A 17713-nucleotide genomic window follows, 5' to 3' on the forward strand; every position below is an offset into this window, starting at 1 on the left:
CATCGTAAGCATAAGCTATCGCGAGCTTAGCGTTAGTTAATTTCGTCCCAAATTCTTCGGATATTTTGTAATCCGATCAATGTGCCTCGCTTACACTCTTCCATCCCCTCAAATTCCAGGGATATGTATCCATCGTAGCCTGAGCTTTTGACCACACGTAGAATTTCAGGAATATTCAAATCACCTTGCGCCACAATCGCTCCGCGCAAATAAGTGCCATACGTTGACTTGAACCAGCCTTCTCCCGGATTCTGATTGGAAGGACGAATGTAGAAATCCTTCACATGGACAATAGAAGCATAAGGAAGATTATTCGTCACAGCGGCAACAGAATCCTCGTCCACACATACAAAATTACCAACATCCAAAGTTGTCCGGAAATTCGCACGATCAACAGCATGAATCAGGGCTTGAACACGTTCACTATGCTGTACGAAGAAACCGTGATTCTCTACGCTCGTAACAATCCCAAATTGGTTCGCATAATCAGCAATTTGACGACATGCTTCTGCTAAGCGATCCAAATTGGCGTTGAAATTACGAATGGAGAGATCCTCACTTCGAGCAACATCGTGCCGCATTTTGGTAACACCTAATCTGGCAGCAAGATCAACCTCGCCCTTCACACGCTCGATTTCCTGCTGATACTCTTCCTCCGTCTCAGTAAGGAAATTAGCGCCGATGGCATAATTGGAAATATCAATACCTCGAGCCTGAGCCCTCTCACGAATCGCATCCGCAAGCGCAAAGTTACCCGGTAAATCATACCCCAATGGGACAATCTCGACATGTTCACCTCCCTGATCCGCAATCCAATCGATGACGTCCATGATGGACATTTCGCCAGACTTTAATGCCTGATACAGGCTATATGTGCTAACACCTAACTTCATATGCGCTCCTCCTATGCTCCGATTCGTTCGGACTATAATCTGATTTCTTGACCCTTCGCTGCAGATTCATAAATGCCGCATAGGATTTTCATTATTTCTAGACCATCTTCAACCGGACTAATCGGTGTTTCACCAGTTTGGCAGCAAGATACGAAATGATTGATTTCATTTTGAAAAGCACTGTTGATATCGATCGATTTGTTATTGATTTGAGGCGTTACATTCGTAATCGTATCCAAAATCTCCGTTACGAACACGATTTCAGGCTCAAGCTCAACGCCGCCTTTGTCGCCATACAATTTGACAGCGATTTCATCCTTCTTAGCATGCAAAGTGAAACTTACATCCACCATGAGGGAAGCCCCATTTTCAAAACGAATCAATACATTCGCCAAATCCTCAACCGTGTTGCGTTCCGCATCATAATCCGCTGCTTGATAGAAAGATAGGTTCTTCACATTCTTCCGATTGCCCAGCTTGTTATACGTATGCCCACTTACCGCAACTGGTTTCGGCTTGCCCATCAAGTACCAACATACATCAATCACATGTACACCAATATCGATCAGCGGCCCGCCGCCAGAGCGCTCAACGTCCGAGAACCAACCGCCTGGATTACCTAATCGACGAAGGCAAGAAGCTTTGGCATAATAAATCTCACCTAGTTGACCATTATCTATAAAATGCTTCACAAGCTGAGCATTCGTATCATATCTTCGCACAAATCCAACTTGAAGAATCTTCCCTGTTTCACGAACCGCATCTTGAATACGTTGCGCTTCTTCTACTGTTTTACATAATGGCTTCTCTACCAAAACATGCTTGCCAGCATGAAGAGCAGCAATACTGATCTCGGCATGCGTATTGTTCCAAGTACAAATACTCACTGCGTCAATCTCCGGGTTCGCCAAAAGCTCGTTATAATCGGTATAAATGTTAGCAATGTCATATTTCTCCGCTTTCGCGGCAGCTCGTTCACGATTAAGGTCACAGACAGCGACAATGACAGCATCCTCGGATTTCGTATAAGAAGCAAAGTGCAAATCTGAAATTGAACCTGCACCGATAACACCAATTCTCAACTTGTTTATGCTCATTGCACATTCCAGCCTCCCTTTAAATAACTACTACTTAAAGTTAACATGCTTTGGACATAGCGAGAATACCTAAGATAAGCAGCTCCATGGACTATATGTTCAAAATGACCMCGAAGATTCATCACTGTTCGCTTACGGTATTAGCAAAATTTTGCCTATACTCTGTCTACTCTCAAGTAATCGATGCGCCTCGGCGCCATCCTTGAGGGAGAACGACGTCAGCGTATCCATCTTCAGGCTCCCCTCACGCAGTGCTCCAAACAAATCATGAGCCCGCTTAATCCGATTATCCAAGCTGGTCACGTGATTCCAGAGGTCGCCGCCGGTTAACGTTTTGGAGGTATCCATTAGCATTCTTGGATCCACAGGTGCTGGGTCTCCACCTGCCATACCATAGAAAACGACGGTTCCCTTGATTCGGACTGCGGCAAAGCTATCCATTAAGGTGGAGCCTACCGAATCATAAGCTACTTGTACACCGTCCTTTTCATTTGACCACTGTAACACTTCCTGGACCCAGTCCTTGGAATAGAGGATGACCTCATCTGCTCCAGCGTCTAGAGCGACTTGCTTTTTAGCTTCGGAAGAGGTGAGTCCAATCACCCTCGCACCTTTACTTTTGCACAATTGGATCAAAAGTTGACCCACACCGCCTGCTGCGGCATGGATCAGAACTTCATCTCCAGCCTGGACGGGATAACTGTCGTTCGCCAAATAATGTGCAGTCATGCCTTGCAAAAGCAGGCCCGCCGCATGTTCAAACGAGATATCCGCGGGTAACGGAATCGCCCGATCAATAGGAACGGCAACTAGCTCCGCATTAGCAAAGGGCACATCGGCAAACGCAATCCGGTCCCCAATTTGAATATGCTGGATGTGCTCAGGCACGCTTTCAACGATCCCTGAACCTTCATACCCAAGAATATATGGCGGATTCCCAGCCAAATGATAATTCCCTTTGCGACGATAGACGTCCGCGAAATTAAGACCTATCGCTTTCGTCCTAACCAGAAGTTGTTCGCTATCTACGATCGGGTCAGGAATCTCTTTATATTGGAGAACTTCGGGACCTCCGAATTGTTCGAAAATTAGTGCTTTCATAAGTGACCTCCCACGCTTAATTAACCGTTGTTATTTTAACATAACCGATAGCAGAACCAAAAAAGTGCCTCCAACCGCTCTACAGCGAATGGAGACACTTGAAATTAATGAGCTATAAAAGCATGGTGAGAAGGCAATTCCATATATGGCATGGGTTTATTGATGTAATAGCCCTGAATACCCCAGCACTGCATGTCAGCAAGCATATGGAAATGATCACTCGTTTCAATGCCTTCTGCAACAACTAGTAGATTCAATGCTTTCGCCATGGCAAGAATAGCTGCGATCAATGGTACATTGCCATCTGCGATGAAAATACGGTCGATCTTCAGCTTGTCAATCGGCAGCTGCGTCAGCATACTTAGCGATGAATATCCTGTTCCAAAATCATCCAATGCGACGGTAAAGCCTGCATTCCGCAGCTTACCCAGAATGAGTTGTACTTCTTGCAACGAGTGCAAAGTCGTACTTTCTGTAATTTCAAGTTCCATGGCGGTTGGGTTTACACCCTCTTCTTGCAAAATTTGCAAGACTTGAGCAACAAAATTCAATTCATTGAGTTGGATGCGTGAGATATTGACAGATATTTTGAACAAAGGACCATAAATATCCTTCAGCTGATGCCAATCCTTGCAGGCTTGACGAATAACCCAATAGCCGATCGGTACGATAAGTCCTGTTTTCTCCGCAATCGGAATAAAGTCTCCTGGCTGTTTGTGCCCGCCATTCTCGCTATGCCATCTGAGGAGCGCTTCCGCACCAATCGCCATTTCTGAGGCTGGATTATAAATAAGCTGATAATGCAAATACAGTTCGTTCTTATCCATCGCTTGCGAAAGGGCTAACTCATGGATGAAATTTTCGACATGATCGTATTTAGAAGAGGCTTCGTACAAATGATAGCGTTTGCGACCTGTTCCTTTCGCTGTGTACAAAGCAATATCAGCTTGCTTTAGCAGATCTTGAATCGTTTCATCCTGTTTTCGCTCAGCAATCCCAATACTCACTGTCACTTTCACTGCATGTTCATCGACGCGGAAGGGTTCATGGAAAAGCCCGCTCAACTGCTCTGCCGTCTCTTCAATTCGAGTGTAGGGTACGGAATCCACGACTACGAATTCATCACCACCTAAGCGAATAAGTGAATAACGGCTATCACCGAATACCTCAATCAGCCGACATGCGACTTCAACAAGTACTGAGTCTCCAGCCTGATGGCCGAAAGTATCATTAATATTTTTGAAATTATCCAAATCCATTAAATAAATCGTCGGCGGCTCCAATACATGCTCGAGTAAATATCTGCGATTGAACAGATTAGAGAGATCATCTTGGTAAGCATAATTGTACAGAATGTTCTCATGCTGTTTGCGCACTGTAATATCTCGAGTCACTGAAAAAATAAAGCTAGCATTTCCATGCGCATCCAATATAGGCGTTAAAATGCTCTCGCCACTAAAAGTACCATTAGGTAATTTGACGCCATCCTCGTATCGAATCGTCTGCCGTTCATCGATTACTCTGGCATATTTTTTATATAAATAATCTGCCATTTGGCTCGAATTCGATTCAAAAAAAGTAGTTCCCATCTGATCCATCGTGATTCCACTAAATTTCGTCGCGGCATTGTTAACGTAATAATACGTAATCTCCGCATCCGTCACTTTCATAATGTAAATAGAGTCTTCAATATCATCCAGCATCATTTGCAGTAAATTCAAATCCAATGTTGTCGTTGCAGGAATTGTCATCCGTAGGACTCCTTTATCCGAATAACCTAAGCTTTTCGACCATGATGGGCCTATTGTACTATCTATTCGACATAATTCTTTCGTATCCTTCCTAAGTAGTTCTACATTCACCATTCTAGTTACAAAACGTTATGAATAGTTAACACCAAAGCGACATAGAAAGTTACCACCAAAACAATCGTTTTGTGCTAATCATAATCGTTTTACCTCCTTATTCGAACGTGCTGCGAGGCTTACAATTGTCTTATGCAAGTATTTATAAGCTAGCAAATACGGGAGGTTACACGCATGATAACAAAAGGGAATCCATTCTCACTTAGTCAATATGTTAATGAAGGCTATAGCGGGCCTATGCAGGGACTAACGCTTGAAGAATCCGATATGTACTATAATCGTTTCTTTGAGGTCATCGAACAGAATAAATATGAACCCGGTCCTACCAAAATGAATCTGTCAGCCTGGCAACAGCGGCATCATTGGGCCTATACGCTAGCTACACATCCAAGTATCGTTAACGCGATGAAACAGATTCTTGGAGATGACTTAGTGTTGTGGGCCATGCATTTTTGGTACAAAGAACCTAATAATGATACATTCATCCCTTGGCATCAGGACATCAATTATTGGCCGATGGAGCCTGCGATCAATGCAACCGCCTGGGTGAGCTTAGGATGGTCGATTCGTGAAAATGGTTGTCTTCGCGTGATTCCTGGCACACACAAGTCGATCGTCGAGCATGTTTCAACTGGAACTGATCAAAGTGCGTTCGAGCAAGGATTGCCAGCGGAGTCGATTGATGAATCGTTAGCGATAGACCTTGAGATGTCTCCAGGTCAGATTGCCTTTTTCAATGAAGCTACCTTCCATGGTTCTGAAAATAACAAATCGAATATACCGCGAGTAGCCTTCTCGGTTCGCTATACGACGCCTGAGGTCAAGTTCAAAATCGATGAGTGGGGCGGCGATACCTCGCGTATCCGTACCTTCCTTGTAAACGGTGAGGATCGTTTGAACCGAAACGAAGATATTAAGGGTATCGTACCTCAGGATTAGATAGGAAATCGTTGCCACCTCTGCATCCAGGCATGATAGAATAATAAGAGCAGACGAGATCCGGGGTGCGGAGGGAAAAGCATTGAATTCTTTTCAGATGATGATTGAGGCGTTGGAGATTCGATTTCTACATATTACTCAGTATCAACTTGATTATCGTTGGCAGGCCAAGGAGCGCAAATTACGGCACTGTGTGATGTGGTTTGTGCATAAGGGAAGCTTCCAACTTGCGATTGATCAAGCTTCCATGCGGTGCAATGAAGGCCAAATCATCATTTTGCCAGCCCATAGCTCAATTAGTTTTCATGCCATTTCGGATGAATTATTGCTAACAAGCATTAACTTCGATGCCGAAATCTCCTTAGTTAGCAACCGAAGCTGGGTGCAGCTTCTGAATCTTCCAAATATTTTTGAAGACAAGGCCAACAAGATTGAGCGGATTGTCCACGAAATGCTTATTCCTGAGAATGAGGTGACAGCTTATGCTCATCTTCTACAGCAGTCATCCTTGCTTCGAATTTTGTATGAGCTTCTGCGCACAGAAAATATAGCGGTGTCCAACTCCAGTTACTCACACTTGGACAAGCGTATCCATACCATCATCCATTTTCTTCACGCGCATCCGCAACAGTTGCCTGAAATAAAGGAGTTAGCTGAGCTTGTTCAGCTGAGTGATTCTCATTTGCGCAAATTGTTCATCAAACAAACTGGACAGGCTCCGCTCCATTTCGTGCACAGCATCAAAATTGAACAAGCCAAAAAGCTTCTCGCGACTAGCGTGAAGCCCATTTCTCAAATTTCTTATGAACTTGGCATCGAGAATTCAAACTATTTCTCTCGCATGTTCAAAATCAAAACCAGCTTAACCCCGCTGCAGTATCGGCAGCAATTTAGTCTGTGGTTGAACGATTAGGATGGACTAAAACCTACAGCTAATTCGGGCTGTTTTCTGCATATGCAACTGATACCCGATAAATAGCTGTAGGTTTTCCAACTAGAATGAACTTTATCTACTCCAGCTCCAACGTAACCCGTATACTCACCTGATCTCCCACCTCAGCCGCAGATAGATCAATTAAGTAGACAAGCTCTGTCCCGCCCTCGTGATTCTGGTGTTCAACGGATTGAATCGAAGCCTTCAACTGTTTCGCATCAAAGCGCATTAGTTGTTGTTGACCTAAACCAAGCTCCAATCGAATCTCACCTTCCTGCACGATAACTGGTTTGTGCTGTGTAACGAAACGTTCTGTTACTGAAGCGCCTGACTCACGGAAGTCAAATGAATCCAAGATCGTCAGCTTGCCTTGCCGTTTATCAAACTCGAAGCTTCGCTCAAAGTTCTCAAGTGTTGGCACTGCGTAGGCATGACTGAGTTCAAGCTTGAACTTGTCACTTGCATCCGTACATTCCGCAGCTAGTACCTGTGCACGATGCTGGATGCCCGCTTCCTGGTGTCTGCCGTTGATGATTGGCACACTATGACCCGCCGAACTGTTACAAAGGATCGCGTACCGCTCCTCACCAAAATATTGTTTGGTATATAGGCCCGCTCCCAAATCTTCAAACCATCTGACCCCATCCACGATCCATATGAAGTGTCCGATGTCATTGTGATTATGGGGCTCATCGTTATGTCCGCCTTTAGCTGCAAAGCTAACCAGCTTGCTGCCTACCTTCGCCCTGCTCACCATCCATTGTGCTTCTGGCAAGAAATCCGTTTGCAGCGGCATTTCTTCACGTTCTCGAAGCAGATCTTCATTCAACCACACCACGTTGCGTACGGCGCTAGCGAAGCGACCACAATGATCAATCGTTGCTGGCTGGTTGTCCAATGTTGGAATCCGAATCTCGTCAAATTGTTCGCACAAACGGCTGAAGATACCAATTTGAATGCCATTGTTCCGTGAGCAGTCAGAGAAATTGGCAATATGGTTGCCTTGCAGGAAACAGCTTTGTGGGAATTGAGCCACTCTGCGAGCCTTGGCACTCCATTGAAGAATGTCCACTTTACCACCTGTACGCTGCTTCAGAAGTTCACTGAAATACACGTAATAGCCGAAACCATAATACCAGTAACCCAAGCCTTCCAAGCAGGCGCCTTCTTCCGAAAACCCCTCAAGAAAGCAATCCATCGATGCGAGAACTCGTGCAATGACAGGCATCAGTATTTTCGAATCCTGAATGAGGTAAATAGCCGTCATACCGATATTCCCCGCACAAACAGCCGACCAATTGATATCGCACGTTTCCCACCAATAAGCTCTCTTGAGTGACACATAAGGCTCAAGAACCCGCTCCATAATTTCACGTTGCACCCTTCTTACCACGAGACCATTTAACTTAGCTTGGAACATATGGCAAGTCTCACTTAGCGCATGGGCCGTTTCTGAAGCAAATAAATCAATATGCTTATATTCTTCTCCTTCTACAGCAGCATCATGATTCATCAGATGAGCAGGCAGACACCACGTATATTCATCACAAATAGCCCAAATTGTATCTTCCAAAGCGGGCAGATAAGGTTCAACGCCATCCTTCAGCGCCGCTACCACCAAAGCCGCTAACCGTCGACGACGATCGAAATAGAGCGCTTCGAATTCAATTCGTGTTCCTTTGGATCGAAACAAATCCCACTCTCTAAAGGGTAATGCTGCGATTGGCTTGCTCCCGAACTCCTTGGTCAGCGGTGAAATCTCCTTATAGACAGAAGTAAGTAAAGGACTCTCCGTATGCCTTATTGGTGTTGTGGCCACTTGCAAAGCTTCGTGAAACAAACTGCCTTGATCGCTTTCAGCTTCTAGCAAAGCATCTAATAGATATCGACTATTCATCGTTCTACCTCCCTATGCACATACGATTTCGTTTACCTTTAAATATAACCGCTACCGATTTCAACAAACTAGTTATTATCTTTACCTCTATACGTCAAAAATTGACCTCTTCTCTATTATGAAAAAAAGCCTCACGCAACAAGCGGAAGCTTCCTTCTCCAAACCATATGTATTACTCTGCTGCCCCGACTGCCTTCAGCCATGCATTGGCAATTAATGCATGCCCCGCAGGGGATGGATGTACCCCATCCGGTGCCCAGAAAGCGCTGTCAGCTTGTGTTGACGCTTGTGCAAATAACCCATCCAAACATAATAAACGCGCGCCGAATTCTCTTGCTAATTCACGCACAGCGGTAATCTTCGGATCCAAATCTTCTCTCCATAGCTTGCGATCTTCCGGCACGGGTAGTACAAAAGGCTCGATAAGAAGCAATTTCGCTCCTGTACTAGCTGTTTGATCCAACAGTTGACGATATCCCTCTTTGAACTTTTCGGTCGAGGTCCCATCATTGCTATCAAATCTGCGCCACGTATCATTGATGCCAATATAAATCGAAACGAGATTAGGTTTCAAGTCCAAACAATCTTCTTGCCACCGCCCCTGAAGATCAGGCACACGATTGCCAGATATTCCGCGGTTTAAGAATTTAACTTGTTTCTCTGGATATTTCGCTGAAAATTGAGCAGCTGTCATAAGTGCGTAGCCTTTGCCTAAATCATTGCCATTCTCACGAACACGTCCGGCATCTGTAATACTATCCCCTTGAAATAGTACGATATCTCCTTGCTCCAACCATACTGCCATTCGAACGAATCCTCCTTTGATTTACCACTTTTGCTTCTTCTTACTTACTAATAATTTCCTCACAAATTATACCATGTCCTTGGAAGCGAGTGTACAACTAATATCAACGAAAGATGTGATGCATTTTACGTATATGCGTTTAAATAATGACAAATTTGGACAAACGTGCGTGAACTCAACCTCATTTATTATAAATGTCTTAACGAACCTGAAGCATTCGCTCAAAAACAAAAAAACCGAGATGCACACCCGTAAGTGTGAACTCGGTCAAGCTAGTTATGCGATCGTTCGGAGAAAAAGCAATTGATAATAGGTATTCAACAGTTCATCCAACTCGATAGAAAGTTTCAATACCGTTTCAGACAATAGGCCGTATGTTTGACTAGCAAGATTCAGTTCATTGCGTAATGTCTCAATCTTCTCTTCCAACTCATAACGATATCCCATATTGATCCCTCCGATTTCGAAATTCCTATTGTGGATAACTCACACGTTTTGTTACCTTTATCATAATTGAATATTGTTAAGAAACTATTAGCAAAATACACGAATTTACGAAATTTTACAGAAAATTGTTAAATTTTGATCACTTGACCTGCTGGAATTTCCAACGATTCGCCTTCAACACTGAGCCACACCGTCATAGCCGAAGGATTATGGATGATTTGACAACTAACAGAGAATCGCAGGTTGTCAAGCGCTTTCATATAGGCCACAATTTCAGCATTGGTTGCAAACCAAATGTCGGATTGTCCTTTTACTTTCTCGCCAAATTGCTCAAGGATCTCCCAGTTGTTGTCGTTTTCAAACTCATAACTGTGTCCCCATACATAGAATAATGCCATGCGTGAATGTCTTTGTTCTAACTGTACGAACGTATCAGCAAGCGCGAGCATGTTCTTATGGTGACATGATGGATGCCACTGCAAGAAATCTTTCGGCATTTCAAAGCTGCCGTGGCTAGCAACCGTCCGCGCATACTCAATACCTAGTGTTGGCAGCGCCTGGATGACACGATCTGAGTAGCTTCCAAAAGGGTAGCTCATGCCACGCACGGGATAGCCAACTAAAGATTCCAAAGCTTCGCGATCCTGCGAAATTTCACGAACAATTTGATCCATTGGTGACTGCTCTAAAAAAGGATGATCCATGGTATGAGCAGATACCTCATGACCCTCGAACAAGGATGCCACCTCAGATGCCTCAATATAGCTTTCTTTTCCCAAGAAACTACTGTTCAAATGAAAAGTTCCCTTGATCCCATACTCATTCAATATACGCACGAGCCTGCGATCATGTTCCCTCCCATCATCATAACTTAGCGTTAAAGCTTTGGTAACACCTTGTGGAAATCGGTCAAATCGAATGCGCATTGGAAATCCTCCCAAAATAAGTCTATTACATTCTTTCAATGTATCAGAAACTTCTCTGGCGGGCTATCATTTCCTTATTCGGCTAACCAATTCGATAGATTTGCTTTCACAAAAGCATCATCATTCAGATGTGGATAGTCTTTGTACATGCGGTCGATTTCTTCCGATTGTCCTGGGGACAATTCTTCATGCGGATTCAAACACCAAGTTCCTTTCAACAGCCCTTGTCGACGGAGCACTTCATGAATACCCGGAATACATCCAGCAAAACCATTGGCAGGATCGAAGAATGCTGCGTTCGTTTCGGTTACTTCGATATTACGGGTAAGCCATTCCGATGCCAGTGTKGGGTTCATTCTTATTCCCTTGATTTCGACTAACAACTCCACCGCTTTTTGCGTCCATACTGCCCAATGACCAAGTAAACCACCAACAATTCTTTTCTCTATGTTCTTACCCTCGAATTGGAATTTATAAACAGTTAGAAGATCAGTAATGATGTTATCATCATTACCTGTATAAAGTGCAATCTCATCGCGGCGCTCCGAGTAGCAGACAGCACGCACCACATCAATCGTTTGGTAGCGATTGAAAGGAGCCATTTTGATTGCGACAATGCCTGGAATGTTCGCGAATTGCTTCCAGAAGTCGAAGCTGTATACCTTGCCTCCAACAGATGGCTGAAGATAGAAGCCGATGACAGGCATTTTCTCGGCAATACGAGCTGTACGTTCCAAGATTTGTGCTTCTGTCCAGCCAGTCAAGCCTCCCATCGATAATAACGCAGCATCATAGCCCAGCGAGATTGCGATATCTGTCTCTTGCTCCGCTTGTTCGGTAGGGCCACAGATGCCGGCAACTTTAATAAATGGCCTGGTAAGTCCTGCGCGGTCCACCTCTTCAGCAGCCATACGAAGTACTTTCTCGTACAAATTATATTTCGGATCGCGGATTTCAAATTGTGTGGAATGCACACCAACAGCAATACCACCAGAACCTGCAGCCATATAGTAACGAGTCAATGCGCGTTGACTTTGCTCATCCAGCTGACGATCTGCGGTTAAGGCAAGTGGATGTGCTGGAATGACGAGCCCCTCATGCAACGCTATGCGTTGCTCATTACTTAATTCCCTACGTTGCGTCATAGTTAGAATTTCCCCTCTCGCTCTTGAAAATGAGTAGGTTTATTAATCATATTGCCCCCATGCAGGGTCCACTCCGCAACCCAATCCAGCATCTGGAGAAGTGATACACGCGGGTATCCAAATAGCTGCATACTCTTCGCCGCGTTGCTAAGCAACGCCGTTTCTGACTCTTGCCCCTTGAAGATAGGCTCAATACCCAGTCTTTGCCCCAGCTGCTGTGCCGCATATTTCACGGATACGGTCTCTGGCCCCGTCACATTCAAGAAATTAGCTGGACTCTGTGTCGCCAACAAGGAGCGGATCGCAATTTCATTCGCATCCCCTTGCCAAATACAATTGAAATGCCCCATGGAAAGATCGATGGCACGTCCTTCCTTCAAGGACTTCGCAATTTCCAATAGCACGCCATAGCGCAAATCAATGGCATAATTTAAACGATAGATCAAAACTGGCGTTCCATTCTTGTGACTATAGTGCTCGAACATTCGCTCGCGTCCAAGACAGGACTGTCCGTATTCCCCAATTGGAGCTGGGCTAATGGCTTCATGAGCCCCGCCATACGTAACCGGTGTGAACGGATATACATTACCTGTTGAGAATACAACGATACGGGACTTGCTATATTTCTCAGCTACGCGTCCTGGCAGGTAGGCATTCATCACCCAAGTGAAATGTTCCTTACCCGTAGTCCCAAACTTCGTGCCAGCCATGTAAATCACATTAGGAACATCTGGCAATGCCTGAAGCGCCTCATCATTTAACAGGTCGCAAGCAATTGTTTCTACCCCAAAGGATTGCAGTTCTTCCTGTAAACCACTTTCGGAGAATCTCGAAACGCCATACACCTTTTTATCCACACCTGCTGCCCGGATGGCATTCATCGCTAGCCTAGCTAGACTCGGTCCCATTTTCCCTCCGACACCAAGCAGCATAATATCTCCCTCTAATTCCTGCATAAACTGTATTAAAGCAGGTGATGGTGCTGACATGACTTTATCCAAATCTTCTAAAGTTCTCATTCTCGCAATCTCCTCACATCATGATCTATATTTAAGCTTCCTGACTGTAGTATACGGACTCTCAAACATAAAAGACAAATCTTTATATTGTCTTTTAATAAACACAACTTCTTCGTTAAACGAGATAACATCCGATTTGGCGGATGTGTGGGAGGTCGGTGGGCGGGACTGGCGGGAGGGCGGGACTGGGAGATCGACGKGCGGATGTGCGCGAGGGCGGCGAGCGGGACTGGCGGGAGAGCGACGGGCGGGATGTGTAGGCTTGGAGCAGCTAGAGCTACGTAAAGATACCATTAACTGTAAAATATACAGCTAATTATGCGTAATTTCCTTGAAAACTTGATTTAGCTGTAAAACATGTAGTTAAAACTGCCTCATTTGTTCCGATCGGCTAAAATCCACAAAATTAACTGTATGTTTTCCAGCTATTCTGCGTTTTATCAGGCTATCCCGAAATTTAGATGGAGAAAATCCATCTATTCGCTTGGTGCGCAAGCCACACATCATCGCGCCATTAATAGATAAGGGTAAGAATCGCTTACCCCACGACCTCTAAACAAATACAATCTTACATGTTCTAAAAAGAAAGAAACCGCTCCATGTGGCTGAAGCCAGCGCTGGAACGGTTTATCTTCTAAAGCTTAGACTCTGCTGGGATCAGCCGCCAAATTTTCCAAAAAGTGAAGTCGAAACGTTTGTTTCGGTCTTCCTTTCGGCACCTTCACATAGCCTACACTCGAAATCAAGTTGTGATCCATCCATTGCAGCAGGAGCCGATGCGTACTTCTGACAGTTACACCAAGAATACTCGCTAATTCATGTACTTCGTAATCCAGCTTGCTTGTCCGTGCTACAGTCGTCATGAGACGACTCAAATACGTCGATGTCATCCCGGCATCTTCTGCACTCTTCAGCAACTCAGGATCTGTCATCGACAAGTCCCTGCTAAGGGGGTCAGCCATCTCCAGAGGGCCAATTAACGTCTTGTCCTCCCGCACGATGAAGCAGGTATTGCCTCCGGCTTCTTTGCATCTGCGCAGCGCAAGGCGAGCATGCGTACCCGCTTCATTCGCACTGCGACCGAAGCCGATACCCATACTAAGAGAGAGACCCAGTGATTTCCAAACTTCCCGTGCGAGCGGAACTGATTTATAGCCAACCGTCTCGCGTTCAAAAATCCCCCGTGTCGTAAAAAACAAATACTCATCAGCGCCCAGATGTGTTAAATAACCATCCAACGACTCCACATAGTCGATCAGTTTTCTGTGCACTTCCAGCTTGAAGCGCTGAATATCATGCTCTGTACTTTGCTGCTGCAGCTTTTTGCCGAATTCATCCACATTGATCATGCCAACTAGGATCTGTGCTTCTTTGCTGCGCCGTGTTTCCGTCGAGAGGAGTGCACGTTCCAATGCCACTATAATGTTCTGATCGGTCGGTGTAATCCACTCACACGGAATCCCCTGCTTGTTCAGCGCGTCAGCGACCTGAATATCTGTGGTTAGCGCCGCTTTCGTTGCTCCCCTGAAGAAGGCCTCCTCATGAAATTGCGTCATTATCTCCACTTGCGGGTACGGTACGCCATCATAGATTAGAAAGCTAGCAGGTGTTTCACCGATTTCTTTGACATGCCTACTTAGCATTGAGGATGTAAAAGAATCAATACTAAAAATCGCATCCACCTCATGAAGCTGCGACTTACTGCGTAGCCGATACAACGCACTAAATAGCCCGGTGTCCGTCAACGGGATCATATGTACAGGCAAATGCGTAAGTACATTCTCTTTTACTCGTCGATAGAGTGTCGGACCTGTAACTATCAGCACTTCAACTTCTAACAGCAGCTGCTCGGCCATCTCTGATGCCGTTTCAGCCGAACATGCGCGAGGGATAGGCTCGAAGGATGGGAACGACGTCGCGATCACACTCAGTACTTTATTCACCAGAGCCTCTGGCCCTAATATCCCAATGGCAATTCGATTCGGAATATCCATCTGTGACGGCTCCTTTGCATCATCAATATGATCAAGTATACCCCTGTTCATGAATAAAAGACAAATCGTTATTGTGTCTTTAAATCCAAATCATGACATATGCAAGACGATTTCAGTGCGGAATACTCCCCCCGCAGCCATTAGTCCGAAATTACCGAACTAAACTCTCAGTCCGCATCATGAAATCAACTTTAGTCCTAAATAACCCAACTAATTCGCTACGAAAACCCCTTTCACATGGAAAAAAGAGAAATAGTTCGGCAGAATCGGACTATTACTCCTTTTGGGAGAGGAATCCTCCGAATAATTCGGAGAAATCGGACTAAAGTGGCGTTTAGTGCGCATTAGTGGCGCGTGACGGCGTGAGAGGTGTAAAGAAGCAAGTGAAGCAACCTATGCCCGTACTAGGAGCGGGATATCTCTGCATCGCGCCAAAGTTATGGAACTTGGTTCCACTATTGGGTCGATTATAACCTTATTTCACTTAAAACCAAGAGATTAGTGGAACCACGTTCCGTTAGCTAATCCGATTACCTTTATATCGTGAAATATCGGAATGACGTTCCCTTTCGCAGCACCTATGCCCCCTTCTGATACGTTCACCTTACTAAAACAAAAAGCCCGGCCGTGAGAATCACGTGCCGAGCCTCCTATTGTCTAGCTTAATTCCGCAAGCAGCGGCATCCCAGCCTGTGCACCAAAGCGCGTCACCGACAACGAAGCCGCCTTAACAGCAATCGTCGCTGCTTCAAGCACCTCTTTGCCTTGAGCAAGAGCGACGGTGAAAGCTGCGTTACACGCATCCCCTGCACCCGTCGTATCCACAACTTGGACGCGTGGTGCTGGAATCGTGGTCAGGTTCCCCGCTACCAGCATAGCTACGCCTTTCTCACCTCGTGTGAGCAACAACCGAGGTCCCGTCGTTTCCCATTGCTGCATGCCAGCCAGCAGCTCAAGTTCGTTCGCATAAGCAGCTCCGCTGAGCAGCTCAAATTCTGTTTCATTCGGTGTGATGAAATCAACGAGCTGCAGCAACTCAGCTGGCAGTTCAACCGCTGGCGCAGGATTGAGTACGGTGCGAACGCCGGCTCCTCGCGCAATCTCAAGCGCCGACTGCACGGCAGGCAGCGGAATCTCGAGCTGCACCAGCAAAGCATCCGCTTCTTGAATGAGCTTGGCATGTTGGTGCACTTGCTCGGGAGTCACTTTGCCGTTCGCTCCTGACACAATGACGATGCAATTGTCATCCATGGTATGTAAGATGGTTGCCGTACCCGTGGAACAATCATATCTGCGAACAATGGCCTCTGTGTGAATGCCATGAGCGGTCATTTGGGCTAGCAACGCATCCCCAAAACCGTCTTGGCCCACCGCCCCGATCATGGCAACTTGTGCACCGAGCTTCGCACAACCTACGGCTTGATTAGCTCCTTTGCCTCCAGGGATCGTATGCAGCTCATCCCCTTGCAAAGTTTCACCAATCTTAGGCATTCGGCTCATGGATACGACTAAATCCATATTCAAGCTGCCTACAACAACAATGCGTACTGTCTTCATGCAGTTAGACACCTTCTTCTATTAAAATGTATATGAATGGTGATTACAAAGTTTCCTTACAGATTCGATCAACAAGGCAAGAATTCCTTCTTTTGCCGAGAATCAAGCCAGTCGGGATGTGCCATCAAAAACTAGTTTGAGCCACTCAGCTTCTGGAAAAAATCTCGAAATACGTGATTACGATCTATATAATGAACATAGCGAATGAGATGCCGTGATTGATCTTGGCTCCATCTAGCCTCATCGGATACGATCGGACTGGATAGAAGTACACTCGGTGTGCTTCGTTCATTCACAAGATAGGCAATCGTTGAAATATCCCAAATGACACGAAAGTAAGCGAAATGATCAGGATGAACTTGTCGGAAAGTCTCATATAAATACTCACCAATCACACCAGTTTCCTTCACATAATCTTTCATCTCGGATAACGTTGTTTGTAGATGCGAGGCAACGCCCATACATGGAATTAATACGAGTGGCACACCACTATTCAAAATAATGCGTACTGCAGGAATATCTTGCTCCAAATTAAATTCCCGCGTATGTTGCCAGTGGAGCGCATGCCCTCCTAACCAAACGACAACGATGTTCTCGATAATACGCGGTTCCATAAGAATGGCGGAAGCCACGTTCGTTATGGCGCCAATAGCGACAACGTACAAGGGATCCTCCGGCGAGGAAGCCATTGCACGTTCCACCAAATTGCGGGCTGCATCGCTCTCCACCGGAGTTTCCGGATCTGGTAGATACGCCTCAGACCCTTTGTAAATTGGAATGTCTGTGCGCTGCATCAGATTTAGAATTTTGTGCAGCTCGTGGTAGCTCTTCTCCATGCCATCCTTCGGCCCAGTCGACAGCTCGTTAAAGAAAGGTGCTGCGTAGAAAGCTTCCACTTGAAGTCTTTCTGGCGATTTCAAAGCATACACAACAGCGAACTGGTCATCAATTTCATTGAAGGTATCCGTATCGAGCACCATTCTTATCTTGCCGGTTCGTGAATTCAATCGTTTCATTCGTTGTTCTTCCGTTATTAGTGGATATTGCATAGGACAACTCCTCACCTTTTATATCATGAATTGGCTTACATATTT

Annotated in this window: 15 protein-coding genes; 2 read left to right on the forward strand and 13 right to left on the reverse strand. The window is 45.4% G+C overall.

Features of this window, described 5'->3' with window-relative positions:
* Positions 1-32: 32 nt before the first annotated feature.
* From AB4114_RS02450 to AB4114_RS02465, 4 genes are all read right to left on the reverse strand, one after another.
* Positions 33-893: a sugar phosphate isomerase/epimerase family protein gene (locus tag AB4114_RS02450; RefSeq protein WP_441986949.1), complete on the reverse strand. Its 861-nt coding sequence runs from the start codon at positions 891-893 to the stop codon at positions 33-35.
* Between the two features lie 32 nt (positions 894-925).
* Positions 926-1990 (reverse strand): Gfo/Idh/MocA family protein, encoded by a 1065-nt coding sequence (locus AB4114_RS02455; RefSeq protein ID WP_216626054.1) that lies wholly within the window; start codon positions 1988-1990, stop codon positions 926-928.
* 132 nt (positions 1991-2122) lie between these two features.
* The gene (locus AB4114_RS02460; protein ID WP_441986950.1) at positions 2123-3091 is read right to left on the reverse strand and encodes a quinone oxidoreductase family protein; all 969 of its coding nucleotides are present in this window, start codon (positions 3089-3091) and stop codon (positions 2123-2125) included.
* Positions 3092-3195: 104 nt separating this feature from the next.
* Positions 3196-4842, reverse strand: a complete 1647-nt coding sequence (locus AB4114_RS02465) for a putative bifunctional diguanylate cyclase/phosphodiesterase (protein WP_441986951.1) — start codon at positions 4840-4842, stop codon at positions 3196-3198.
* A 288-nt stretch (positions 4843-5130) separates the two neighbouring features.
* Between AB4114_RS02465 and AB4114_RS02470 the strand changes: the two genes are divergently transcribed.
* Positions 5131-5895, forward strand: a complete 765-nt coding sequence (locus tag AB4114_RS02470; protein WP_441986952.1) for a phytanoyl-CoA dioxygenase family protein — start codon at positions 5131-5133, stop codon at positions 5893-5895.
* Between the two features lie 82 nt (positions 5896-5977).
* Complete coding sequence (locus AB4114_RS02475; protein WP_441986953.1) at positions 5978-6808, forward strand: helix-turn-helix domain-containing protein; 831 nt, start codon at positions 5978-5980, stop codon at positions 6806-6808.
* 97 nt (positions 6809-6905) lie between these two features.
* Here the strand turns inward: AB4114_RS02475 and AB4114_RS02480 are convergent, their stop codons facing one another.
* The 9 genes from AB4114_RS02480 to AB4114_RS02520 form a co-directional block, all read right to left on the reverse strand.
* Entirely contained in the window at positions 6906-8726 is a 1821-nt protein-coding gene (locus tag AB4114_RS02480; protein WP_441986954.1) for a heparinase II/III domain-containing protein, read from the reverse strand.
* Between the two features lie 172 nt (positions 8727-8898).
* On the reverse strand, positions 8899-9531 hold the full coding sequence (locus AB4114_RS02485) for an SGNH/GDSL hydrolase family protein (RefSeq protein WP_441986955.1): 633 nt from the start codon (positions 9529-9531) through the stop codon (positions 8899-8901).
* A gap of 276 nt (positions 9532-9807) precedes the next feature.
* Entirely contained in the window at positions 9808-9978 is a 171-nt protein-coding gene (locus tag AB4114_RS02490) for a Spo0E family sporulation regulatory protein-aspartic acid phosphatase (RefSeq protein WP_441986956.1), read from the reverse strand.
* A gap of 128 nt (positions 9979-10106) precedes the next feature.
* Complete coding sequence (locus AB4114_RS02495) at positions 10107-10904, reverse strand: polysaccharide deacetylase family protein (protein ID WP_441986957.1); 798 nt, start codon at positions 10902-10904, stop codon at positions 10107-10109.
* Positions 10905-10978: 74 nt separating this feature from the next.
* A complete protein-coding gene (locus AB4114_RS02500) occupies positions 10979-12049 on the reverse strand; it encodes a dihydrodipicolinate synthase family protein (RefSeq protein ID WP_441986958.1) in 1071 nt (356 codons plus the stop codon).
* Between the two features lie 2 nt (positions 12050-12051).
* The gene (locus tag AB4114_RS02505) at positions 12052-13068 is read right to left on the reverse strand and encodes an NAD-dependent epimerase/dehydratase family protein (protein ID WP_441986959.1); all 1017 of its coding nucleotides are present in this window, start codon (positions 13066-13068) and stop codon (positions 12052-12054) included.
* Positions 13069-13709: 641 nt separating this feature from the next.
* On the reverse strand, positions 13710-15062 hold the full coding sequence (locus tag AB4114_RS02510; protein WP_441986960.1) for a hypothetical protein: 1353 nt from the start codon (positions 15060-15062) through the stop codon (positions 13710-13712).
* Between the two features lie 657 nt (positions 15063-15719).
* Positions 15720-16619: a ribokinase gene (gene rbsK, locus AB4114_RS02515; RefSeq protein WP_441986961.1), complete on the reverse strand. Its 900-nt coding sequence runs from the start codon at positions 16617-16619 to the stop codon at positions 15720-15722.
* Between the two features lie 131 nt (positions 16620-16750).
* Complete coding sequence (locus AB4114_RS02520; protein ID WP_441986962.1) at positions 16751-17668, reverse strand: nucleoside hydrolase; 918 nt, start codon at positions 17666-17668, stop codon at positions 16751-16753.
* Positions 17669-17713: the final 45 nt, after the last annotated feature.

Source organism: Paenibacillus sp. 2RAB27, from assembly GCF_052115445.1.
GTDB lineage: Bacteria > Bacillota > Bacilli > Paenibacillales > NBRC-103111 > Paenibacillus_E.